Origin of the sequence: Blastococcus xanthinilyticus (assembly GCF_008124835.1) — a bacterium.
Lineage (GTDB): Bacteria > Actinomycetota > Actinomycetes > Mycobacteriales > Geodermatophilaceae > Blastococcus > Blastococcus xanthinilyticus.
Genome location: NZ_VNHW01000012.1, coordinates 1 through 21,635, shown reverse-complemented (window position 1 = coordinate 21,635; position 21,635 = coordinate 1). Strand labels below are relative to the sequence as shown.

23 protein-coding genes and 1 pseudogene are annotated in these 21,635 nt (G+C 73.8%); 10 read left to right on the top strand and 14 right to left on the bottom strand.

From position 1 onward, the window contains the following. Positions 1-57: 57 nt before the first annotated feature. From BD833_RS17320 to BD833_RS17305, 4 genes are read right to left on the bottom strand one after another with little or no spacing between them, the layout of a single operon-like run. Positions 58-1,308 carry an MFS transporter gene (locus BD833_RS17320; RefSeq protein WP_166534406.1) on the bottom strand — a complete coding sequence of 417 codons (1,251 nt, stop codon included), beginning with the start codon at positions 1,306-1,308 and terminating at the stop codon, positions 58-60. After that, a complete protein-coding gene (locus tag BD833_RS17315; RefSeq protein WP_166534405.1) occupies positions 1,305-2,747 on the bottom strand; it encodes an MFS transporter in 1,443 nt (480 codons plus the stop codon). The genes BD833_RS17320 and BD833_RS17315 overlap by 4 nt, the downstream gene beginning before the upstream one ends. Beyond that, positions 2,740-3,369 carry an NAD(P)H:quinone oxidoreductase gene (gene wrbA / locus BD833_RS17310; protein WP_166534404.1) on the bottom strand — a complete coding sequence of 210 codons (630 nt, stop codon included), beginning with the start codon at positions 3,367-3,369 and terminating at the stop codon, positions 2,740-2,742. The genes BD833_RS17315 and wrbA overlap by 8 nt, the downstream gene beginning before the upstream one ends. 57 nt (positions 3,370-3,426) lie before the next feature. Continuing rightward, on the bottom strand, positions 3,427-3,786 hold the full coding sequence (locus BD833_RS17305) for a PPOX class F420-dependent oxidoreductase (RefSeq protein WP_243737753.1): 360 nt from the start codon (positions 3,784-3,786) through the stop codon (positions 3,427-3,429). Between the two features lie 231 nt (positions 3,787-4,017). Between BD833_RS17305 and BD833_RS17300 the strand changes: the two genes are divergently transcribed. After that, positions 4,018-4,470: a MarR family winged helix-turn-helix transcriptional regulator gene (locus tag BD833_RS17300; RefSeq protein WP_166534402.1), complete on the top strand. Its 453-nt coding sequence runs from the start codon at positions 4,018-4,020 to the stop codon at positions 4,468-4,470. Positions 4,471-4,567: 97 nt separating this feature from the next. Here BD833_RS17300 and BD833_RS17295 read toward each other — a convergent pair whose 3' ends face one another. Both BD833_RS17295 and BD833_RS17290 read right to left on the bottom strand, forming a co-directional pair. Further along, positions 4,568-6,409 carry an ABC transporter ATP-binding protein gene (locus tag BD833_RS17295; RefSeq protein ID WP_166534401.1) on the bottom strand — a complete coding sequence of 614 codons (1,842 nt, stop codon included), beginning with the start codon at positions 6,407-6,409 and terminating at the stop codon, positions 4,568-4,570. Beyond that, complete coding sequence (locus tag BD833_RS17290; RefSeq protein ID WP_208092737.1) at positions 6,406-8,181, bottom strand: ABC transporter ATP-binding protein; 1,776 nt, start codon at positions 8,179-8,181, stop codon at positions 6,406-6,408. The genes BD833_RS17295 and BD833_RS17290 overlap by 4 nt, the downstream gene beginning before the upstream one ends. A gap of 123 nt (positions 8,182-8,304) precedes the next feature. Between BD833_RS17290 and BD833_RS17285 the strand changes: the two genes are divergently transcribed. The 5 genes from BD833_RS17285 (at position 8,305) to BD833_RS17270 (ending at position 10,909) form a co-directional block, all read left to right on the top strand. Continuing rightward, positions 8,305-8,934, top strand: coding sequence for a TIGR03085 family metal-binding protein (locus BD833_RS17285; protein WP_166534400.1), 630 nt, complete (start codon positions 8,305-8,307; stop codon positions 8,932-8,934). 42 nt (positions 8,935-8,976) lie between these two features. Continuing rightward, positions 8,977-9,600, top strand: coding sequence for an MBL fold metallo-hydrolase (locus BD833_RS17280; protein WP_166534399.1), 624 nt, complete (start codon positions 8,977-8,979; stop codon positions 9,598-9,600). 92 nt (positions 9,601-9,692) lie between these two features. After that, positions 9,693-9,827: a hypothetical protein gene (locus tag BD833_RS23310; RefSeq protein ID WP_279536025.1), complete on the top strand. Its 135-nt coding sequence runs from the start codon at positions 9,693-9,695 to the stop codon at positions 9,825-9,827. Further along, positions 9,827-10,297, top strand: a complete 471-nt coding sequence (locus BD833_RS17275; RefSeq protein ID WP_243737752.1) for a dihydrofolate reductase family protein — start codon at positions 9,827-9,829, stop codon at positions 10,295-10,297. Before BD833_RS23310 ends, BD833_RS17275 begins: the two co-directional genes overlap by 1 nt. Before the next feature lie 99 nt (positions 10,298-10,396). Then, complete coding sequence (locus BD833_RS17270) at positions 10,397-10,909, top strand: 7TM diverse intracellular signaling domain-containing protein (protein WP_166534398.1); 513 nt, start codon at positions 10,397-10,399, stop codon at positions 10,907-10,909. Here BD833_RS17270 and BD833_RS17265 read toward each other — a convergent pair. Then, positions 10,807-11,205, bottom strand: a complete 399-nt coding sequence (locus tag BD833_RS17265) for a HisA/HisF-related TIM barrel protein (protein ID WP_243737751.1) — start codon at positions 11,203-11,205, stop codon at positions 10,807-10,809. The two genes, BD833_RS17270 and BD833_RS17265, sit on opposite strands and share 103 nt — an antisense overlap. Before the next feature lie 1,939 nt (positions 11,206-13,144). Beyond that, positions 13,145-14,983, bottom strand: coding sequence for a dihydroxy-acid dehydratase (gene ilvD / locus BD833_RS17260; protein WP_166534396.1), 1,839 nt, complete (start codon positions 14,981-14,983; stop codon positions 13,145-13,147). A 79-nt stretch (positions 14,984-15,062) separates the two neighbouring features. On the opposite strand from ilvD, the gene BD833_RS17255 reads away from it, so the two are divergent. Next, positions 15,063-15,893 (top strand): helix-turn-helix transcriptional regulator, encoded by an 831-nt coding sequence (locus BD833_RS17255; protein ID WP_243737750.1) that lies wholly within the window; start codon positions 15,063-15,065, stop codon positions 15,891-15,893. Here the strand turns inward: BD833_RS17255 and BD833_RS17250 are convergent. The 5 genes from BD833_RS17250 to BD833_RS17230 are packed head-to-tail and all read right to left on the bottom strand — an operon-like array spanning position 15,890 to position 19,333. Further along, positions 15,890-16,537, bottom strand: a complete 648-nt coding sequence (locus BD833_RS17250; protein WP_208092736.1) for a uridine kinase family protein — start codon at positions 16,535-16,537, stop codon at positions 15,890-15,892. The two genes, BD833_RS17255 and BD833_RS17250, sit on opposite strands and share 4 nt — an antisense overlap. A gap of 4 nt (positions 16,538-16,541) precedes the next feature. Then, positions 16,542-17,339, bottom strand: a complete 798-nt coding sequence (hisF, locus tag BD833_RS17245) for an imidazole glycerol phosphate synthase subunit HisF (protein WP_166534394.1) — start codon at positions 17,337-17,339, stop codon at positions 16,542-16,544. Next, positions 17,336-17,728: a RidA family protein gene (locus BD833_RS17240; protein ID WP_166534393.1), complete on the bottom strand. Its 393-nt coding sequence runs from the start codon at positions 17,726-17,728 to the stop codon at positions 17,336-17,338. Before BD833_RS17240 ends, hisF begins: the two co-directional genes overlap by 4 nt. After that, on the bottom strand, positions 17,725-18,456 hold the full coding sequence (gene priA / locus BD833_RS17235) for a bifunctional 1-(5-phosphoribosyl)-5-((5-phosphoribosylamino)methylideneamino)imidazole-4-carboxamide isomerase/phosphoribosylanthranilate isomerase PriA (RefSeq protein ID WP_166534392.1): 732 nt from the start codon (positions 18,454-18,456) through the stop codon (positions 17,725-17,727). The genes BD833_RS17240 and priA overlap by 4 nt, the downstream gene beginning before the upstream one ends. A 37-nt stretch (positions 18,457-18,493) precedes the next feature. After that, positions 18,494-19,333 carry a helix-turn-helix domain-containing protein gene (locus BD833_RS17230; protein ID WP_166534391.1) on the bottom strand — a complete coding sequence of 280 codons (840 nt, stop codon included), beginning with the start codon at positions 19,331-19,333 and terminating at the stop codon, positions 18,494-18,496. 38 nt (positions 19,334-19,371) lie between these two features. On the opposite strand from BD833_RS17230, the gene BD833_RS17225 reads away from it, so the two are divergent. Both BD833_RS17225 and BD833_RS17220 read left to right on the top strand, forming a co-directional pair. Then, the gene (locus BD833_RS17225) at positions 19,372-19,920 is read left to right on the top strand and encodes a TIGR03086 family metal-binding protein (protein WP_166534390.1); all 549 of its coding nucleotides are present in this window, start codon (positions 19,372-19,374) and stop codon (positions 19,918-19,920) included. 29 nt (positions 19,921-19,949) lie between these two features. Next, on the top strand, positions 19,950-20,549 hold the full coding sequence (locus BD833_RS17220; protein ID WP_166534389.1) for a nitroreductase family protein: 600 nt from the start codon (positions 19,950-19,952) through the stop codon (positions 20,547-20,549). Positions 20,550-20,558: 9 nt separating this feature from the next. Here the strand turns inward: BD833_RS17220 and hisH are convergent, their stop codons facing one another. Next, a complete protein-coding gene (hisH, locus tag BD833_RS17215) occupies positions 20,559-21,197 on the bottom strand; it encodes an imidazole glycerol phosphate synthase subunit HisH (protein WP_243737749.1) in 639 nt (212 codons plus the stop codon). A 230-nt stretch (positions 21,198-21,427) separates the two neighbouring features. Here hisH and BD833_RS17210 point away from each other — a divergent pair. After that, positions 21,428-21,635 (top strand): annotated as a pseudogene (locus BD833_RS17210) (endonuclease); the annotation flags it as partial.

Below are 21,635 nucleotides of genomic sequence, written 5' to 3'. Positions count from 1 at the left end.
GTGGCAGTCGACCGTGACCTCGCGCTCCCGTCTGCGGGACCTGCGCGGGTGGACGGGTCACTCCGCGGCCCGGCTGCGAGGCCGGGCGAGGACGGCGGGAAGGAGGAAGGCGGCGACGACGGCACCGGCGGCGGCGAGAGCCGCATAGCCGGCGCCTGCGGTCAGGGGCCCGGCTGCCACGCTGCCGCTCGCTGCGGCGACGCCCATGCCTGCCTCGCCCCACCCCTCTCGGCGGGGGCGGTCGCCGGGGCGGGCGCCGGCGGTGAGGAGCACGCTGCCGCTGATCAGCGCCAGGTTCCACCCCGAACCCAGCAGCACCATCGCCGCACCCAGCACCGGCAGGGAGTGCGCGCCGACGACTGCCAGGAGGGAGGCCGCGACGAGCAAGATGCCGGCGATGCCGGCGGACCGCGAAGCGCCGAGACGGTCGGTGAGCCTTCCGCTGAGCGGGGAGGGGGCGAACATGGCGGCGATGTGCGCGCTGACCACCACGCCGATCGAGGTCATCGGGTGGCCGAGGTGGTGCAGCTGGACCGGCGCCATGGTCATCACCGCGACCATCACCAGATTGGCGATCCCCAGGACCACCAGACCCACCACGCCGTCCCGGCCGAGCCGGTCCGGCGGGCGCAGCGCGGCGGCGGGCTGCGCTGCCGGTCGGGCGGGAGCGGGCAGGCCGGCCATCACGGTGAGGCCGGCGACGGCGAAGGCGGCGCCGGACAGCAGGTAGGCCCCGCTCAAGGCAGGTACGCCGAGCCAGATCGCCAGGGAGCCTGCGGGTGCGAGCAGGTTCGGGCCCACGACGGCACCGACGGTGGTGGCCACCAGCACCGAGGCCATGGCGCGGGCGCGCGAGCCCTCCCCGGCGAGGTCGGCGGCGGCGTAGCGGACCAGCATGACCGCGGTGGTGCCGGCTCCCAGCAGCAGGCTGCCGGCCAAGAGCCCGAGCAGGCTGGCGGCAGCGGCCGCGACGACCACCGCGGCGCAGCCCGCCAGGGCGACGCCGGCTCCGGTGGCCAGGGACGCCCGCCGTCCGCGGCGAGCGGCGATCCGGGACAGGCCCAGCGCGGCCCCGGCGGAACCGGCGACCAGGGCGGCCTGCGGCAGGCCGGCCACCGCCTCGGAGCGACTCACCTGGACGGCGAGCAGGGCGCCGGCCGCTCCGGCCAGGGACTGGCCCAGGCCGCCGACGGCACTGGCGGCGAACAGGATCCGGAGGGCCCACGTGTCACCCCGACCGGTCCCCGTGGTCGGGGTGCCCACCTGCCCGGTGCGGCCGACCGCGACGCGACCGGAGGACCACGTCACGATGCGGCATCCTTCGCGCGCCCGGGGAAGGCGGTTGCCCGGCGTGACGAGCGTGGACCGGTGAGGGCCAGCGCGACGACGGCGCCCAGCGCGGCGGCAGCGGTCAGCACGACGGCCAGGCGCATGCCGGCCGGGGTGTAGCCCGCGCCGGCCCAGGCGGCGGTGACCAACGCGGGCCCGAGGCCGAACCCGAGGCTGCGGGCCAGCCCGGAGGCGCCGCCGGCGGTGGCCAGCGACGACGGCGGGGCCGCGCTCATGATCCGCGTCTGGTTGGGACCGACGAACACCGCCATGCCGGCCCCGACGACCGCCAGGCGCCAGGCCAGGTCCGCGGCGCCCCAGGCGGTCGACAGCGGTAGGAGGAGGACGAGCCCGGCGACGACGACGACAGCGCCGGCCAGTGCGACGCGGTGGGCGCCCACCCGGTCGGCGAGGAGGCCGCCGAGGGGACCCAGCACCACCATGGCCAGCGGCAGCGCCGCCAGGGCGAGGCCGATGCCGCCCGGCGAGGTACCGGCCTGGCGAGTGAGGAAGAAGGGGACGAGGTACACCACAGCGCTGGTGCCGGTGGACGCCAGAGCCAGCGCGAGGACACCACCACGCACCGGCCTGGCCCGGGCCACGGCGAGCAGCGCGGCGCTGGTGGGCAGGCGACGCCACAGCCCCAGCAGCGGCACCGCGATCACGGTCAGCGCGAGCCATCCGGCTCCGGCCTGCACGGTCAGGGTCAGTGCGCCGACCACCGCGAGGACCGCCCCGCCGAGCAGCACCGCTTCAGCCACCCAGCTCCGACCGGGCCACCGCAGCCGGGCCCCGGCCGGGAGCGCGCGCACCGCGAGCACCGCCAGCACCGCGCCGATCGGCACGTTGATCAGGAACAACGCGCGCCAGCCGGCCGCCTCGGTCAGCCAGCCGCCCAGCGCCGGCCCGCTCAACGCCCCGAGCGGACCGAGCGTGGCGACGACGCTCATGGCCCGGCCGCGCACCTCCGGACGGACCGCGACGGTGACCAGCACCGGGGTCAGCGCGGTGAGCATCGCGGCGAAGACGCCCTGAGCCGCACGGGCGATCAGCAGCACACCCAGCGAGCCGGTCAGCGCGCACGCGAGGCTGGCCGCGGCGAAGCCGCCCACCGCGAGCAGGAAGGCCGCCCGGTGCCCGGCGCCGTCCAGCCACCTGCCGGTGGGCAGCGCCAGTGCCGCCATCGGCAGGAAGTAGGCGAGGACGACCCACTGGAGCCCTGCGGGTCCCACGCCGAAGGACCCGCCGATGCTGGGCAGTGCCACGGTGACGACGTAGGTGTCGAGCATGGCCATGAACACCGCCAGCCCCGCGGCGGCCACCAGCGGCCAGCCCCCCGGGTCCGCCCGGTCGCCCCCTTGCTGGTGCCCGACCACGGTGGTGGTCGCCGGGCGGCGCCCGCTCGCCCGCTCAGGCACCGGCTCGGGCATCGGCCGGCGCCGGGTCGAGCACGGCCCGGCCGGCCCAGCGCGCCAGGCGCGCCCCCTGGTGCGCGGCGACCCGCAGGGTGAGCGGATCGGGCCCTTCCCCGCGGCCGGACAGCCAGGTCGAGCCGTAGGGGTTGCCGGTGGCGAACACCGCCGGGTCGGTGTAGCCGAGGGGGACGATCACCGCACCCCAGTGGGCGTAGACCGCGCTCAGCGACAGCAGGGTCGTCTCGTGGCCGCCATGAGCGGTCGAGGCGCCGGTGAAGGAGGTGACGACCTTGTCGGCGAGCTCGCCCTGCTGCCACAGCGGGCCGGTCATGTCCAGGAACTGCTTGAGCTGGGCGGCGATCATCCCGTACCGGGTCGGCGAACCGAAGGCCAGGCCTTCGGCCCACTCCAGGTCCTCCAGCGCGGCCTCCGGCACGGCGGAGGCCGCCGCGACGTGTTCCTGCCAGGCGGGGTTGCCGGCGATCGCGGCCTGGGGGGCCAGCTCGCGCACCCGGCGCAGGCGGACCTCGGCCCCGGCCTCGGCCGCTCCCGCGGCCAGCGCCTCGGCAAGGCGGTGGGTGTGCCCGGTGGCGGAATAGTAGATGACGGCGACGCGAGGAGCCATGGGTGTTCTCCTTGATCGGGGAGGTGGCGAGGGGGTGGCGCGCGCAGGAACCGACGGTCAGGCCCCCTCCTCGTCCAGCCCCCAGGAGGTGACCTTGGCGGGGGTCAGCCGGATCAGGGCCTCGGCGCCGGTGGCGAGGTCGGCGGGGACCGCCTGCGCGGGGCCCTGCACGTGGACGCAGCGCGGGCGCCACGGGGGCAGGACGTCGTCGATGACCAGCGCCGCCCTGGGGTTGGCAACGACGTTGCGGTACTTCCGGGTGGCGGCGAAGTCCCGGCCGGAGATCTCGAACGTGCCGAGCCGCTCGTCGTAGCGCCAGCCCACCGGCACCACGTGCGGCTGGCCGTGGACGTCGCTGGTGGCCAGGCGCCCCAGCAGTCGCCCGGATCGGAGGAAGCCCAGCTCGGCGGCGGACAAGGGAGCAGCAGCCGTGGCGGCCGGGCCGCCCGGGGGACGCGCCGGATCGTGACCAGCCGGCGGCCGGTGGACACCCCGGGGTGGGGGTGCGACCGCTGCGTCGCCTTCGTCTGCCGAGGGAGCGTTGGGAACCATCTTCGCCTCCTGGAAGCTTGACTGGCTAAACAGTCGGAAGCCTCCACCGGTTGCTTGACATCGTCAAGTGTTTCCCGAGTCGAGTACTCTGCGATCATGGGCACTGCGCGGGACGCGACGACCGGGCATCCGGCAGGTGAGGCCCGGGACACCGCCGCCCTGCTCATGCACGTGACCGAGCTGACCCGCGCGAACTTCGAGGCGGCCGCCGCCTCGTTCGAGCTGACGACGGCACAGGCGCGGGCGCTGCTGGCCCTGGAGGCGGCCGCTCCCATGCGTTCCCTCGCGGAGCACCTGCGCTGCGACGCCTCCTACGTCACGGGCATCGCCGACCGGCTGGAGGGGCGCGGCCTGGTCGCACGAGCCACCCGCGAGGGCGACCGGCGCGTCAAGCTGCTCGAACTCACCGACGCCGGCAGGCGCACCAGGGACGCCCTGCAGGCGGCCATGCTCGAGTCCTCCCCCGTGATGGTGGCTCTCGACGCCGACGAACGGCACCTGCTGCGGACCCTGCTCGCCAAGGCCGGCACCGCCCAGAGGGTGCAGTAGACGACCGCGGTGAAGGGGGCACGCGGTCGCTTCCGGCCGCGGCACCCGTCAGTCCCTCCGCCGACGGCCGAGACGTCCGCTCGCCTGGCCCGGGAACTCAGCCGATGACCGGCTCGGGCTCGCCGGCCGAGGAGCGGCGCCACGAGGCGTGCAGCCGCGCGTAGGGGCCCTCGGCGTCGACCAGCTCCGCGTGCGTACCGCGCTGCACCACGTGCCCGGCGTCGACGACCAGCACCTCGTCGGCCCGCTCGGCGGTGGAGAGCCGGTGCGCGATGGTCAGCGTCGTCCGCCCGTCGGTCAGCCGGTCCAGCGCCCGGGTCAGCCGCTGCTCGGTGGCCGGGTCGACGGCGCTGGTCGCCTCGTCGAGCACCAGCAGGTCGGGGTCCGCGACGTAGGCGCGGGCGACGGCCACCAGCTGCCGCTCGCCCGCCGAGAGCGACTCGCCGCGCTGGCCGACCGCGGTGGCCGCCCCCTCGGGGAGCCCCGCCAGCCAGTCCCCCAGCCCCAGGTCGTCGAAGGCGGCGACGACGTCGGCGTCGGTCATGCCGGGCCGGCCGTACCGGACGTTCTCGGCGACGGTCGCGTCGAACAGGAAGCCGTCCTGCGGCACCATCACCACCCGCGCACGCAGCGAGGCGAAGGCGACGTCGGCCAGCGGCACCCACCCGCCCGCGTCGGAGCCGAGCAGCACGGTGCCTTCGACCGGGTCCATGAGCCGGGTGACCAGCTTGGCGAACGTCGTTTTCCCCGAGCCGGTCTCCCCCACGATCGCCACCCGCGTGCGCGGCGCGATGGTGAGGTCGACGCCGTCCAGCGCCGCCCGGGCGCCGGGTGCGTAGCGGAAGGTGACCGCCTCGAAGCGGACGCCGAGCGGCCCCTCCGGCAGTGCCCGCACCCGGCCGGGGGTCGCGACGGCGGGGTCGCGGACGTCGGGCTCGGTGTCGACCACGTCGAGCACCCGGCGGAAGCCGGCGACGGCGTTCTGCGCCTCGTTGAGCACCTCGCTGGCGGTCTGCACCGGGGCCACGAAGAGGGTGACCAGGAACAGGAAGGCCACCAGGGTGCCGGCGGTGATGTCACCGGCCAGGCCGAGCAGCACCCCGACGACGACCACGGCCGCGTTGGCCAGCGCCGCGACGAACTCGCCGCTGACGAAGACGGCGGCGGTGACCTTCTGGGCCTCGACCTGGGCGCGGTAGTGCCGGTCGATGGCGGCGTCGAGCCGGGCGGCGGTGCGCCCGCGCACGCCGTAGGCACGCACCGTGGGAGCCCCGACCACCGACTCGGCGACCGCGGCCAGCACGTCGCCGACCCGCTCCCGCACCACGCCGTAGACCCGCACCAGCCGCTGGGCGAACCAGCGGACGGCGAACACCAGCGGCACGAAGCAGACGAGCACCAGCAGGGTCAGCTGCCAGGAGTAGACGAACATGACCACGGTGGCGACGAACAGCTGTCCCACGCTCACGAGGCCGAGCACGCCGCCCCACTGCATGAACACCGACAGCTGGTCGACGTCGCTGGTGACCCGGGAGACCAGGGAGCCACGGCGCTCGCCCTGCTGGTGCAGCACCGAGAGGTCGTGCACGTGCCGGAAGGCGCGGGCGCGCAGGTTGGCCAGCGCGGTCTCCGTCGTCCGGAACAGCCGCACGTTCATCCGGTAGACGGCGACGGCCGTAAGCACCACGACCAGCGCGCAGCCGGCGATCAGCCAGGTGACCAGCTCCAGGTCGGCCCCGCCGGGGGTCAGCCCGCGGTCGATGACCTGCTGCACGGCGATGGGGACGACCACCCGGCCGGCGGTCGCGACCAGGGCCAGGGCGAAGGTGACCGGCAACCCGCGCCGGAACTCGGGCATCATCCGCAGCCCGCGGCGCAGGGTCGCCAGCGCCCCCTCGGTGCGCTGGGCCGGCGCGGTGTGCTGGGCCGACCCGGTCACGCGGCCACCTCGGCCTCGGAGTAGGCGCGCACCAGCGCCGCGTAGCCGGACACCTGGGCGAGCAGCTCGTCGTGGGTGCCCCGGGCGACGGCCCGCCCGTCGGCCAGCCAGACCACCTCGTCGGCGAGGGCGATGGTGGCCTGCCGGTAGGCGACCACCACGACCGTCGTCGGCGTCTCGCTGCCGCGCAGGGCGTCGAGGATGCGGGCCTCGACGGCGGGGTCGACGGCGCTCGTGGCGTCGTCCAGCACGAGCAGGCGGGGACGGCGGACCACGGCGCGGGCCAGCGCCAGCCGCTGCCGCTGGCCGCCGGACAGCGAGGCGCCGCGCTCCCCCACGCGGGTGTCGAGGCCCTCGGGCAGCGCCCCGACGAACTCGTCGGCGGCGGCCACGCGCAGCGCCGCCTGCACCTCGTCGTCGGAGAACGGCGCGCCCAGGGTGACGTTGCCGCGGACGGTGTCGTCGAAGAGGAAGGCGCTCTGCGCGACGAACGCCGCCTGGGCGCTCGTCTCGCCCTCGCGCAGCCGGCGCAGGTCGACGCCGTCGAGCAGCACGCTCCCGTCGGCGGGGTCGACCAGGCGCACCAGCAGCCCGGCCAGGGTGGACTTGCCCGAGCCGGTGGGCCCGACCACGGCCACGGTGCGGCCGGCCGGCACGTCGAAGGTGACCTGGTGCAGGGTCGGGCGGGACACCCCGTCGAAGGTGAAGCCGACGTCGCGCACGCCGATCCCGGCGCCCCCGGCAGCGGCGACGGCGGCATCGGGCCCGTACGGGGTCTCGCCGGTCGCCTCGAGCACCGGGGTGACCCGGTCGAAGCCGGCCAGGGCCCGCGGCAGGTCGGCCAGCACCCAGCCGATGGCCCGGATCGGCAGCGCGAGCAGGGTGAACAGGTAGGCGATGGAGACCAGGTCGCCGGCGTCGACGGCGCCGTCGGCGACCCGGCCGGCGCCGATGAGCAGGACGGCGAGCGTGCCCAGGTTGGGCAGGGCCTCCATCAGCGGGTCAAACATCCCGCGGACCCGGCCGACGGCGATCAGCCCGTCGCGCAGCTCCTCAGCCCGCTCGGTGAAGCGCTCGGTCTCGGTGTCCTCACGGCCCAGCGTCTTGACCACGAGGGCGGCGTCGAAGCTCTCGTGTGCGATCTCGCTGACCTCGGCCCGCAGCTGCTGCGCCCGCTGCATCCGCGGGCTCATCACCTGCGAGTAGACGATGTTGGCGCCGAACACGAGCGGGAAGACGACCAGGCCGACCAGCGCCAGCAGCGGATCGGTGAGCACGAGCGCCACGCTGGTGATCGCGATCATCACCAGCGCGCCGCAGGCGAAGGGCAGCGGCGCGACGAAGAACCAGGCCGACTCGACGTCGGAGTTGGCGTTGGAGAGCAGCTGCCCGGTCGGGTGGCGCTGGTGCCAGGACAGCGGGAGCCGGAGGTACTGCCCGGTGACGCGCCGGCGGTACTCCGCCTGCAGCCGGTAGCTCATGATGCCGGCGAACAGCCGGCGGCCCAGGATGCCGACGATCTTCAGCAGGGCGACGCCGAGGATGGCGACCGAGGCCAGGGTGAGCGCGGCCGTGGTCGTGGCACCCTCGTCGAACGCCGGCAGCAGCACCCGGTCGGTGACCTCACCGATGACGTACGCGCTGGCCACCGTCATGCCCCCGTAGAGGCTGCTGGCGAGGAACGCGAGGGTGAACATGCGCGGCTGCTCGCGCACGGCCCGGCCGATGTGGCGGAGCCCGCGGCGCACGACGGCGTCTCGGCGGCGGGACACGGGGCTCCTCGGGGTTCGTAGCTGCGACCAGCATGCCACGGGGTCGTTAGACGGGCTAAGCGATCGGGCCCGGAGAGGCCCGGTCGGGTTTCGCCCGCGGGGCTTCCTCGGTAACTACGCGAGGTGAGCGCCTCTTCCCTCCCTCTCCCGGACCGCGAGCGCGCGGCGCTCGCCGATCTCCTCGACGAGCTCGGGCCCGACGCGCCGACCTGCTGCGCGGGGTGGACCACCGCCCACCTCGCCGCGCACCTGGCCGTGCGCGACCGGCGCCCCGACGCCCTCCCCGGCTACGGCCTGGAGATGCTGCCCGGCGGTGCGCGGCTGGCCTGGTGGTCGCACCGGCTGGAGGACCGGCTGCGCGGATCGACGCCCTACGCGGAGGTGGTCGGCCAGGTGCGCAGCGGGCCGCCGTCGTGGTCGCCGATGACGCTGCCGGCCGCCTCGAAGGCGTTCAACGTCTCCGAGTTCGCCATCCACCACGAGGACGTCCGCCGCGCCCAGCCCGGCTGGGAGCCGCGCGAGCTGCGCCGCGACGAGCAGGACCAGCTGTGGGCGGGGCTCGGCCTCTACGCCCGCCGCGCCGCCGGTCGGCGCGGCCTGGTGCTGCGCCGCAGCGACGTGCCCGGCGAGGAGAAGCGGCTCGGCGACGGCGGGCGCACCGTCTCCGGCGAGCCGCTGGAGCTGATGCTGTGGGCCGCGGGCCGGCGTGACGTGGCACGGGTGGAGATCTCCTCGCCGCCGGGCGCTCCCTGACCGGATCGATGAGTCGGGACTGCTCGGGCCGTCTGGACACCCATGAACGCGCTCCCGTCCATCACGGTCACGCCGGTCCAGGTCGCCGACCTGCTCGTCGAGGGCGAGGTGATGCCGGTCTACGTGCACGTCATCGACCATCCCGAGGCGCGCGTGCTGGTCGACACCGGCATCAAGGAGCTGCACCCGCTGCTCGCCGACATGCGTCCCCGCCTCCGCCCGTGGAGCGAGCAGGACGTCGACCCCGCCGGGATCGACATGGTCGTCAACACCCATCTGCACGCCGACCACTGCGGCGGGAACCACCTCTTCGCCGGCAGGCCCGTCTACGTCCAGCGTCGGGAGCTCGACGACGCGCGCAGCCAGGACGACTACACGATCCGCGAGTGGCTGGAGGCGCCCGGGGTGCGGTACGTGCCGGTCGACGGCGAGCTCGAGCTCCTTCCCGGGCTCCGGCTCGTTCCGGCACCGGGCCACACGCCCGGCACCCAGGTGGTCGTCGTCGAGACCGGCGGGCGCCCGGTCGTCGTCGCCGGCGACGCGGCGGTGTGGTTCGGCGAACTCGACGAGCCGCGGACGGAGGGCCAGCTGATGATCCGCGGGCTCGAACCGGAGATGGTCTGGCTCGCGCACACGCACCAGCCATGGCGGCCCCGCACCGGCTGACGCTCCGCGCGGTGTCCCCGAGCGGGCGGCGCCGATGAGTTCGCGGCACCCGGCCGGTCCGACCTCCTGACACCGGAGGAAAGGACAGCGCCATGTCGGAGCTTCTCGTCGACTTCATCACCTCGCTCGACGGCTACGCATCGGGAGAGGGCTGGCCTGGGTTCTGGGGCCTGGAGAGCCCGACTACCTCGCCTGGCTCGGCGAGCAGCCGGCGGCCACGTACCTGATGGGAGCGAACACCTACCGCCTGATGTCGGGCTTCGCCGCCGGCGAGGTGCCTCCCGGCCAGGAGGAGTTCCGGCCCGAGGAGGAGGCGTCCGTCGACGAGCTCACCCAGGCCCCGAAGGTGGTGTTCTCCTCCTCGCTCGAGGAGCCGCTGACGTGGGCCAACTGCACCCTCGTCCGCGGTGACGCCGTCGACGCGGTCCGCGCCCTGAAGGAGGACGGCGAGGGGCTCCTGAGCACGATCGGCAGTCTCAGCCTGTGCCGGTCCCTGCTGCGCGCCGGGCTCGTAGACCGCTTCCGGGTCGGGATGTTCCCGGTGATCACCGGGGCCACGGGTGAGGAACGCATCTACGACGGCTACCCCGACGTCGCCCTCGAGATGATCGACCACCGCACCTTCGACGGCGGCATCCAGCTGGTCGAGTACCGGCCACGCGTGCTCGACCACCCGCCGCTCGGCGCCCCTGCGTGACGTCGCACCGGCGTCCGGCCTCAGGGCTTGCCCGCCGCGCGGGTGACCGCGCGCGAAAACGACACGCTCGGGTCCGGTGGCCCGGCTACGGTGCACCGCATGTCCGTCGCCGACCCCGTCCCCCTCGCCGGCAGCTCGCCGGTCGAACCGGTCCGGCCCGCGCCGCCGACCGACGCCGCGGCGCCGGTCCCCTCCCCCTACGGGCCGGTACCCCGGGCCGGGTGGACGGCGGTTGCGCGCACTGCCCCGGACGGGCGCCCCGGACGGGCCCTCGAGCAGGTGCTCGCGGGGGCCTTCGCCCTCGCCTGGCTGACCTGCCCGCTCGTGGAGCCGATGCCGGCCCACGACATGGCCTATCCGCTCTGGCAACTGCCCTTCGACATCGCGGCCGTGGTCACGATCGTGCTGGCCGTCGCGGCGCTGTGGCGGGGCAGCCGGTACGCGGCCCGGTTCGGCATCGCGGCGGCCGGGTGCATGGCCGTGATGACCATCCTCTGCCCGCTCGCCGGTCACACGCCGGTGGGCTGGTGGACCTGGGTGCAGACCGGCATGTCGCTGTTCGTGCTGGGCGCGAGCACGGTGCTGGCCACGCGACGGCCGGCGGCCGGCTGAGGCGCCCGGTCGGAGAAGCGGGTGGTCGGCCTCCCGGCGCAGGGGTAGCTCGTGCCGGCGAGAGCGCCCTTCACGTCGCCGATCCGCAGCGCGCCGAAGTGGAAGAAGCTCGCCGCCAGCACCGCGTCCGCGCCGGCCTCGACCGCGGGCGGGAAGTCCTCGACCGCGGCCGCTCCCCCGCTGGTGATCAGCGGCACCGAGACCTCGCGGCGCACCTGCGCGATGAGGTCGGTGTCGAAGGAGAAGGGTGTCAGCCCGCACCCGTCTCCGTCCCTGAGCGGCCCACAATGGGACACCCGCCGACATGTTTGAGGCGGGGCCCGGCTGGTGCCCGACCAGCAACGTCTCGAAGAAGGGGCGGGAACTTCGGTGCGTAACTCGACCCACTGCCTCGGTCTGGCGCCCGCAGGCCTTCGGGGGGCCCGCATCGCGTCAGCGGCCGGCATCCGACACTCGCGCGGCGTAGTGGAAGCGTGGGGTCACTATGCCCGGTGAACGCAGGCGTGTGGTGTCGTCAAACCCCCTCGCAGAGGCGCTTGCAATTGGTCTTCTGATCGTTGCGGTCGCATGGACCGCATCACTGTTCGTTTCTCACCGGCCGACTCTACCTGCGAACAATCTGCGGATCTACTTTGCCGCTACACTTCCTCCGGATTGGGAATCGTCGGCCACTCCGGTAAGGGAAGCTCAAAGCCCGCGACTTGATGTGACCTTTCAACGTGGCGATGATGGTGGCACAGACATTGCTATGAACGTTAGAGTCATGCCAGGCACGATATGGGACCTTGTCGTTCGAGACGACAACGAGAGCACGACGTGGTCCGCGCCTGTGGACCTGGCCGATGTCGTCGCGGCGACACTTGCGGACGAAGTGGATGCGTCGGATCCGCTCGCCGCGTATTTCGTCCCCCAGGCGGAGACATATGCGGTTAGTGATGAAGGGTCGCTACATATCCTTGCCGAGGTGGCGGAGGGGTCCCTGGCGAAGTCCGTCGTTTCAATCGGGGGGCACACCTCCCAAGTCTTCGAGGAAGACTCCGATGGCTACTCAAGCGTCAAGTTCGCGCGCGTTAATAGCTACTACAGCTCGGATGATGAAGCGGATTTTTCCCTTGCCACTCCTGCATATCTACCGCTCACTCCCTGTGAAAGCGCGGCGGACCTGGCGACCGATGCTCAAGACATCGCTTGTGGAGAGATGGAGGGCCAGATAGGTCAGGAGTACGTCATCGTGAATCAGCGTTTCGTCATCCCAGGGGACTCGCCACCGAGCATCCTTGCCTCCTCCGGTGGTGTGAATGCCAGAGGCATGGAACCGCTCGGCGTGGAGACATCCGAGGCGGGAACGAGTGCGAGCGCCTGGGCACTGGCCGACCAGGCAGGTGCCGCTGATACTCGGGCAGCGAAAGCCGGAGTCGCTGGGGTGTTGCTCAGCGTGGAGATCTCTTCGCTGGTGTGGCTTACCAGGCGTCTAACGCGATTCCGACAACAACAGGCCAATGAGACGCGCGCCGTCCCTCAGACCCGACCCGGTGCGCAACATCGTCGTTCCCGACTTGCCGCCCGGCCTCCCGCGGTCGGGCCCGGACGCTGGTTAACCACGGGAGCCGCCGAACGCCGTACGCCCGCGACACCTCTTTGGTCTAGGACGGTGCGGTGGAGAGGGCGTTACCTCGAACTCCAGATTGTCTACCCATCCCGCATGAATCGCCTCCTTAAGAGCTCATCGGTCAAAGCCCCCTTCGCCGTTGGACGTCCGCGGCCGAGGACGCGGGGAACAAGACTTCCGCAACCGCACGACTCGTCGAACCACAACGAATCCGGCTTCCGCACGTAGGCATCGCCACCTCGCGGGTGCCTGCTCTGCAAGACGCGAAGCAGTCCGCGCCGCACCTCGGGCGTACGATTGCTCATCGGCGCCAAGCTCGCGGGTCGCCAATAACCGCAGGCCTATGAGTGCAACCTCAGTGCATAGCGTCTCCCCGCCGGCGCCTCAGCGACGTTCCCGCCCACTATCCGACTGCGCTATCGCCAACCACCAGCCACTGCGACGTTCCGCGGGGCCCTTGGCGGCGGACCCGTGCACCGGGTTCGACCGCGACAGGGTCAACGTCAAGGTCGCCGCTTCGGCGTCCGTGCGGTCCTACAGTCCGCGTGCATTGCCAGGTCGCGACTGTCCCTAAAGCCGCCTTCAGGGCCACCGTTGCCGAGCGCGGCACAGCTTCGGCCCACGGTCTAGGGAACGAGGCGGACGGCGCCCTTGTCCGCCGACTGGGCGAAGGCTGCGTAGGCGCGCAGCGCCGTGGACACCACCCGCTGCCGGTCCCGGGGCCGGTACCCGCCCGCAGCCTCCAGGGCAGCCCGCCGGGTGGTCAGCTCCGCCTCGGTCACCTCGAGGGTGATGCTGCGCGCCGGGATGTCGATCGCGACGGTGTCGCCGTCCTCGACCAGGGCGATGACGCCGCCCGCGGCCGCCTCCGGCGAGACGTGCCCGATCGACAGGCCGGACGTGCCGCCCGAGAAGCGCCCGTCGGTGACCAGCGCACAGGCCGCGCCCAGGCCCCGACCCTTCAGGAACGACGTCGGGTAGAGCATCTCCTGCATACCCGGCCCGCCCCGCGGTCCCTCGTAGCGGACCACCACGACCGCACCGGCCCGCACGCGGCCGCCGAGGATGGCGTCGACCGCCTCCTCCTGCGACTCCACGACCACCGCCGGACCGCTGAACCGCAGGATCGACTCGTCGACGCCGGCGGTCTTGACCACGCAGCCGTCGGGAGACAGGTTGCCGCGCAGCACCGCCAGGCCGCCGTCGGCGCTGTACGCGGCCGCGACCGAGCGGATGCAGCCGTGCTGCGCGTCCAGGTCGAGGCTCGCCCAGCGCTCGGACTGGGAGAACGCCGTGGCCGACCGCCGGCAGCCCGGCGCCGCGTGGAACAGCTCGACCGCCTCGGGGGTCGCCCGCCCGCCACGGACGTCCCAGTCGTCCAGCCAGCTGCGCAGGTCCGGGGAGTGCACCGTGCGGACGTCGCGGCGCAGCAGCCCGGCCCGGTCGAGCTCGCCGAGGATGGCGGGGATGCCGCCCGCGCGGTGCACGTCCTCGACCAGGTACGGGCCATTCGGCGCCACCTTCGCCAGGCAGGGCGTGCGGCGGGAGATCCGGTCGACGTCGTCGAGGGTGAAGTCCAGCTCGGCCTCGGAAGCGGCGGCGAGCAGGTGCAGGACCGTGTTCGACGAGCCGCCCATCGCGACGTCCATCGCCACGGCGTTCTCGAACGCGGCGACGCCGGCGATCGCGCGCGGCAGCACCGCGGCGTCGTCCCGCTCGTAGTGGGCGCGGACCAGCTCCATGACCGTGGTGCCGGCAGCCTCGTAGAGCTCGCGGCGGGCGGTGTGCGTCGCCAGGGTGGTGCCGTTGCCCGGCAGGGCGAGACCGAGGGCCTCGGTCAGGCAGTTCATCGAGTTGGCGGTGAACATGCCCGAGCACGAGCCGCAGGTCGGGCAGGCGTTCTCCTCGATCCGGCCGAGGTCCTCGTCGGAGACCGCGGGGCTCGCGGAGTCGGCGATGGCCGAGATCAGGTTCAGGCCGGTGCGCACGGTGCCGTCGACGAGGGTGGCCGTCCCGCCCTCCATGGGCCCGCCGGAGACGAAGACCGTCGGGATGTCCAGGCGCAGCGCGGCCATGAGCATGCCGGGGGTGATCTTGTCGCAGTTGGAGATGCAGACGAGCGCGTCGGCGCAGTGGGCCTGGACCATGTACTCGACCGAGTCGGCGATCAGGTCCCGCGAGGGCAGCGAGTAGAGCATGCCGCCGTGTCCCATCGCGATGCCGTCGTCGACGGCGATCGTGTTGAACTCACGGGGCACGCCCCCCGCGGCGGAGATCGCCTCGGAGACGATCCGGCCGACCGGCTGCAGGTGGGTGTGGCCGGGCACGAACTCGGTGAAGCTGTTCGCGACGGCGACGATCGGCTTGCCCAGGTCGCCGGCCGCGACGCCGGCGGCACGCAGGAGCGCGCGGGCGCCGGCCATGTTCCTGCCGGCGGTGACGGTCCGGGAGCGCAGCGGTGGCATGCGGACCAGTCAGCCACCCGGGGCGGCCGGCGCGGTAGACGCTGCCACTGCTAGTAGCGGCGGTACTAGGTTCGGGGCCGTGAGCCAGCAGGCCCGGCGGACGGAGCTGGGCACCTTCCTGCGCAACCGGCGTCAGGCGCTGACGCGGCAGGACTTCGGTCTGCCCACTCCCCCACGCGCGCGGACCAGCGGCCTGCGCCGCGAGGAGGTTTCGACCCTTGCCGGGGTCAGCGTCACCTGGCTCACCTGGCTGGAGCAGGGGCGGGACGTCAACCCCTCCCGGCAGGTGCTCGAGGCGCTCGGTCGCGTGCTGCGTCTGACGGCGTCCGAGGCGGCGTACCTGCTGTCCCTCGGCGGCTACTCCCCCCGACCGCCGGACGCCGCCGACCAGGTACAGGAGGTCGCGCCGCCGTCCACCCAGCGGCTGCTCAACAGCCTGCCGTTCCCGGCCTTCGCCGTGGCCGCGGACTGGACCATCGTCGGCTGGAACGCCGCCTACGCCGCGCTGTACTCGCGCATCACCACGCTGGACCCGGCCGACCGGAACCTGCTCTGGCTGGTCTTCACCGATCCGCACCTGCGCGACATGCTCCCGGACTGGACGGCGGACAGCCGGCACTTCGTGGCCGAGTTCCGCGCGGAGTCCGGCGCACGGCTGGGCTCGGCCGCGCACTCGGCGCTGATCGCCCGGCTCAGCGAGGCCAGCGCGGAGTTCCGCGAGCAGTGGGCGGACCTGACCGTCGAGGGCTTCACCTCCCGACGGCGGCGGTTCGTGCACCCGACGGCCGGCGTGCTGGACTTCGAGCACCACCGCCTGGTGCCGTCGGACCACCCCGACCTGCACATCGTCGCCTACGTCCCCGAGCCGGGGAGCGCTCCCGCCACCTGGATCGGCGGTTCACCGCGCTAGGGCGCGACGGGTGGTGCGAGCACCACGTGGGTGTCGGGCACGTGCCCGACGACCGGGCTCCCCGCCAGCACCAGCGTGGCGGAGCTCCACGGCTGCTCCCGCAGCAGGAACGGGTGTTCCTCGCGCAGCCACTCCTCGACGTGCCGCTGCTGCTCGGGCGAGTCGCCGTCCCGATCCAGCAGCCGGCGTCCGGCGTCCCGCCGGTCGACCTGGACCCACACCGACGCGTCGAGCAGCGGCGCCAGCCCGCTCCGCAGCACACCGGTGCCCTCGACCCACACGGTCTCCAGGCCGGCGGGCACCACGACGGAGCCGGGACGGCCCCGCTCCACCCATGACGGCGGGCGGAAGTCGACGCCCGCACCCCGGCGGAGCGGCTCCAGCACGTGCTCGGCCAGCACCCCGGCCCAGTCGAAGAAGGAGTGGTGCCAGGCGACGTCGTCGGTGTGCACCACGGCTGACCTCGGCACGTGCGCCAGAAGACGCTGCACCAGAGTGCTCTTGCCGGCTCCACCGCGGCCGTCGATCGCCACGATGCGGGGCCGGCCGGACACGTCCCCGGCGGCGTGCAGCTGCTCGACCAGCTCCCCGAGCGGCACGACCCGCCACGGCCCGGCCGCCGGTTCCCCCTGCTCCAGCTGCACCGCGCTAGCCGCCCACGGGGTGGTCGGCCTCCCGGCGCACGGGGTAGCCGGCGCCGGCGAGAGCGCCCTTCACGTCGCCGATCCGCAGCGCGCCGAAGTGGAAGACGCTCGCGGCGAGCACCGCGTCGGCGCCGGCCTCGACCGCCGGCGGGAAGTGCTCGACCGCGCCCGCTCCCCCGCTGGCGATCAGCGGCACCGAGACCTCGCGCCGCACCTGCGCGATCAGGTCGGTGTCGAAGCCGGCGCGGGTGCCGTCGGCGTCCATCGAGTTCAGCAGGATCTCCCCGGCGCCGAGTTGGGCGGCCCGGATGCACCACTCCACGGCGTCCAGGCCGGTGCCGCGGCGCCCGCCGTGCGTGGTGATCTCGAAGCCGGACTCCGTCTCCGCGCCGTCCCGGCAGCGGCGGGCATCGAGGGAGAGCACCAGCACCTGGTTGCCGAAGCGGTCGGCGATCTCGGCGATCAGCTCGGGCCGGGCCACCGCGGCGGTGTTGACCGCGACCTTGTCCGCACCGGCCCGCAGCAGCCGGTCGACGTCGTCGGGGCTGCGCACGCCGCCGCCCACGGTGAGCGGGATGAACACGCTCTCCGCGGTGCGGCTGACCACGTCGTAGGTGGTGGCCCGGTTGCCGGAGCTCGCGGTGATGTCGAGGAAGGTCAGCTCGTCGGCGCCTTCGGCGTCGTAGACGCGCGCCATCTCCACCGGGTCACCGGCGTCGCGCAGGTCGACGAAGTTGACGCCCTTGACCACCCGGCCGGCGTCGACGTCCAGACAGGGGATGACACGCACGGCGAGACTCACGCCGGCACCCCGCGCACCGCGTCGACCTCGATCTCGACCAGCAGCCCGGGGTCGATGAGCGCCGACACCTCCACCATCGTCGACGCCGGCCGGATGTCGCCGAAGACCTCGCCGTGGACCCGGCCGATCTCCTCCCAGCGGCTGATGTCGGTGACGTACATCCGAGTGCGGACGACGTCGGCGAGTCCGAACCCGGCCCGCTGCAGCGACGCCCCGATCGTGGCCAGGACCTGCCGGGTCTGGGCCGCCGCGTCTCCGGGGGAGGTCACGACGCCGTCGACCATCGCCGTCGTCCCGCTGACCCAGGCGGTGTCGCCGCGGACGACGATCCGGCTGTAGCCGACCACCGGCTCCCAGGGGTTGGCCGAGCCCAGGTTCAGCACCGTCATGCCAACTGCTCCGTGAGCGCCAAAGCCTCCGGCAGCGTGAACTGGCCGGCGTAGAGCGCCTTGCCCACGATCGAGCCCTCGACGCCGATCGCGGTGAGGCCGGCCAGCGCGCGGATGTCCGCCAGCGAGCTGACGCCGCCGGAGGCGATCACCGGGCGCGGGGTGGCGGCGCACACCTCGCGGAGCAGGTCGAGGTTGGGCCCGCGCAGCGTGCCGTCCTTGGTGATGTCGGTGACCACGTAGCGGGCGCAGCCCTCGGCGTCCAGGCGGGCGAGGGTCTCGTAGAGCTCGCCGCCCTCCTGGGTCCAGCCGCGCGCGGCCAGCCGCGTGCCGCGCACGTCGAGGCCGACGGCGATCCGGTCGCCGTGCTCGGCGATCGCCCGCGCGCACCACTCGGGCGACTCCAGCGCCGCGGTGCCCAGGTTGACCCGACGGCAGCCGGTGGCCAGCGCCGCGGCCAGCGACTCGTCGTCCCGGATGCCACCGGAGAGCTCCACGTCGACGTCGAGCTCGCCGACCACGCGGGCCAGCAGCTCGCGGTTGCTGCCGCGGCCGAAGGCGGCGTCGAGGTCGACCAGGTGCACCCACTCGGCGCCGTCGCGCTGCCACTGCATCGCGGCGTCGAGCGGGTCGCCGTAGGAGGTCTCGCTCCCGGCCTCCCCTTGGACGAGACGGACGGCCTGCCCGTCGGCGACGTCGACGGCGGGGAGCAGCTGCAGCTTCGGCACCCCGACAGCCTAGGGACGGGCCCTCCGGCGATCGGCGTCAGCTCCCCCGGGCGTGCCGGCCGGCGAACTGCCCCGGCGTCATGGTGGTCACGCGGGCGAAGTCGCGGGTGAAGTGCGCCTGGTCGGCGTAGCCGAGCACCGCCGCCACCTCGCCGATGCTGGCCGGCTTCCCACGCAGCCGCTCGGCCGCCTCCTGCAGCCGGCGGCGCTGGATGAGCCACTTCGGCGTCAGCCCGAGCCGGCGGTGCACCAGCCGCTGCAGCGCCCGCTCGGCGAGGCCGAAGCGCTCGCACACCTGCGCGACCCGGACCACCTCGCGGTCGCCCTCCACGAAGGCGACCACCTCGTTGACCAGCCGGCCGTCGTCGTCGACCGGGAGGAACGGCCGCAGCGCGTCGCCGAAGGCGGCCATCGCGGCGGCGTGGGCCTCCGGGTCGTGCGCGTCCCGGGCCATGGCGGCGCGGACCCGGGTAGCGAGCCGCTCGCCCTCGGCGCCCAGGACCTCGGCGACGTCGACGTACCGGTCGGTGTACCCGCTCATCGGCCCGCCGGCGACCAGGGCGCCCGCCGCGGGCGCGCACATCACGCCCACCGCCCAGCCCTCGCCGGTCAGGGTGGTGGTCGACAGCCCGGAGACGACGCCGTAGAACCGGGCGTAGTCGCCGGCGACGACGAGCAGCGCGACCGGGTACTGGAGCACCCGCTGCGGCGCCTCTCGGCCGGGCGGCACCGACCACACCGGGATCCAGAACCGCTGCAGCAGGCCCTCGAACTCCGGCGCCGCGGGATAGCGGTGGATGACGTGCGAGGCGTCGCCGGGCTCCACCAGGTGCGCGCGCTCGATGTGGTCCATCGGCCGGGAGCTGTCGGGTTTCATCAAGACCGAGCCTGCCGCACCTCCCTACGATCCGGGGCATGACTTCTCCCGCTGCGGACTTCCAGGCCGCCGACCGCTCCCTCACCGCCCTGCTCGACACCGTCCCCCCGGCCGGCTGGACCCGCCCGTCTCCCTGCGAGGGCTGGACCGCCGCCGACGTCGTCGGGCACGTGATCGAGACCCAGCGGGACTTCCTCGCCACGCACGGCGTCGACCTGGGCGAGGCCCCGGACCTAGCCGCCGACCCGGCCGCCGCGTGGCGGGCGCACGCGGAGCGGGTGGCCGGCGCGGTGTCCGACGACGCCGTGCTCGCCCGCGGGTTCGACGGCTTCTTCGGGCCCACCACGGTCGGCGCCACCTTCGAGCGGTTCTACGTCTGGGACATGGTCGTGCACCGCTGGGACGTCGCCCGCGCCGTGGGGGCCGACGCCGCGCTCACCGACGAGGAGCTGGACCGGGTCGAGGCCGGCGCGGACGGCTTCGGCCCCGCCCTGCACATGGACGGCATCTGCCGGCCCGCCCTGGACGTCCCCGCGGACGCCGACCGCGCGACCCGTGTGCTGGCCCGGCTCGGGCGGGCGGCCTGACCACCGCCCCGGTGCGGCAGGCTGGGGGCGTGGAGTTCGCCGAGGTCGTCCGCCGTCGTCGCATGGTCCGGGACTACGACCCGGACCGGCCCGTGCCGCCCGAGGTGCGGGAGCGGCTGCTCGAGCACGCGATCCGCGCCCCCTCCGCCGGCTTCAGCCAGGGCTGGGCGTTCGTCGTCCTGGAGACCGCGGAGGAGCGGGACAGCTTCTGGGCCGCGACCGCCGGCGAGGGCGCCCCGGACGCCTGGCTGACCCGGATGCGCCGCGCGCCGCTGCTGATCCTGCCGCTGGCGAACAAGAGCGCCTACCTGGAGCGCTACGCCGAGCCCGACAAGGGGTGGACCGACCGGGACGAGGCCCGCTGGCCGGTGCCCTACTGGGACGTCGACGCGGGGATGGCCAGCCTGCTGATGCTGCTCACCGCGGTCGACGAGGGCCTGGGGGCGTGCTTCTTCGGCGTGCCGGTCGAGCGGCTGGACGCCGTCCGGGCCGCGTTCGGGATCCCGGCGGAGTACCGGCCGGTCGGCTGCGTGTCCGTCGGCTATCCCGGCACGGACGACCGGAGGTCGCCGTCGCTGCGACGCGGCCGGCGCGGGGTGGACGAGGTGGTGCACCGCGGCCGCTGGTGAGCGGTCCGCTCAGCGCAGGGTGCCGAGCCAGTTGGTCAGCAGCTGGGCGCCGGCGTCGCCGCTCTTCTCCGGGTGGAACTGGGTGGCCGACAGCGCGGCGTTCTCGACCCCGGCCACGAACCGGTCGCCGTGCTCGGCCCAGGTCACCTTGGGCTTCGCGAGCGGCGACGAGCCGCCGTCCTCCCCGAGGGTGAACTCCCGCACGCCGTAGGAGTGCACGAAGTAGAAGCGCTCGTCCTCGATGCCGGCGAACAGGGTGCTGCCCGGGGCGGCCTGCACCGAGTTCCAGCCCATGTGCGGCAGCACCGGCGCCTCGAGCTGCTCCACGACGCCCGGCCACTCACCGCAGCCCTCGGCGTCGACACCGTGCTCGACGCCGCGCTCGAAAAGGATCTGCATGCCGACGCAGATGCCCAGCACCGGTCGGCCACCGGCGAGGCGGCGGCCGATGATCCGGCGCCCCTGGACGGCGTCCAGCCCCGTCATGCAGGCCGCGAACGCACCCACACCGGGGACGACGAGCCCGTCGGCGTCCAGGGCCGTCTGCATGTCGGAGGTCACCGTCACGTCGGCACCGACCCGCGCCAGCGCACGCTCGGCCGACCGCAGGTTGCCCGACCCGTAGTCGAGCACCGCCACCTTCTTCACGCCTGCCACGCTACCCATCAGCCCGTTCGCGGCCGGATGTGTTCCCGGTCGGTAGCTGCTGCCCACCGTGAGCTGGCCGACGTGGCGTGGCCCGCGATGGGGCCGCCCTCCTCAGCTGTCAACCCGGTCACGGGCGTTGTGGACGAGCACCTGACCTGGGGATTCATGCTGCGGACTACGGTGATCAGCGGTATCATTCGTACATGCGTTCGACTGGTGGATCCGGGGCGGTGAGCCGCTTGTCGGCTGCGCTGGACGAGCTGGCCGACGAGGACCTGTCGGGGCGGTTCGGGCCGCAGCTGCTCGAGGAACTGCGGGTGCTGCTGGTGGCGCAGAACCGGTTGGTCGCGCGGGTGGTGCGGGAGTGCGAGGTCACCGGCGCCGCGGAGCACGACGGGCAGAAGACGATGGCCTCGTGGCTGCGCGGGCACGCCCGGT

Bases quoted from the DNA above. Each gene is read 5' to 3' on its own strand.
- wrbA (WP_166534404.1), bottom strand. From the start codon at position 3,369: ATGGCTCCTCGCGTCGCCGTCATCTACTATTCCGCCACCGGGCACACC.
- BD833_RS17300 (WP_166534402.1), top strand. From the start codon at position 4,018: ATGGGCACTGCGCGGGACGCGACGACCGGGCATCCGGCAGGTGAGGCC.
- BD833_RS17280 (WP_166534399.1), top strand. From the start codon at position 8,977: ATGAACGCGCTCCCGTCCATCACGGTCACGCCGGTCCAGGTCGCCGAC.
- BD833_RS23310 (WP_279536025.1), top strand. From the start codon at position 9,693: ATGTCGGAGCTTCTCGTCGACTTCATCACCTCGCTCGACGGCTACGCA.
- BD833_RS17275 (WP_243737752.1), top strand. From the start codon at position 9,827: ATGGGAGCGAACACCTACCGCCTGATGTCGGGCTTCGCCGCCGGCGAG.
- BD833_RS17270 (WP_166534398.1), top strand. From the start codon at position 10,397: ATGTCCGTCGCCGACCCCGTCCCCCTCGCCGGCAGCTCGCCGGTCGAA.
- ilvD (WP_166534396.1), bottom strand. From the start codon at position 14,983: ATGCCACCGCTGCGCTCCCGGACCGTCACCGCCGGCAGGAACATGGCC.
- BD833_RS17240 (WP_166534393.1), bottom strand. From the start codon at position 17,728: ATGACGGTGCTGAACCTGGGCTCGGCCAACCCCTGGGAGCCGGTGGTC.
- BD833_RS17230 (WP_166534391.1), bottom strand. From the start codon at position 19,333: ATGAAACCCGACAGCTCCCGGCCGATGGACCACATCGAGCGCGCGCAC.
- BD833_RS17225 (WP_166534390.1), top strand. From the start codon at position 19,372: ATGACTTCTCCCGCTGCGGACTTCCAGGCCGCCGACCGCTCCCTCACC.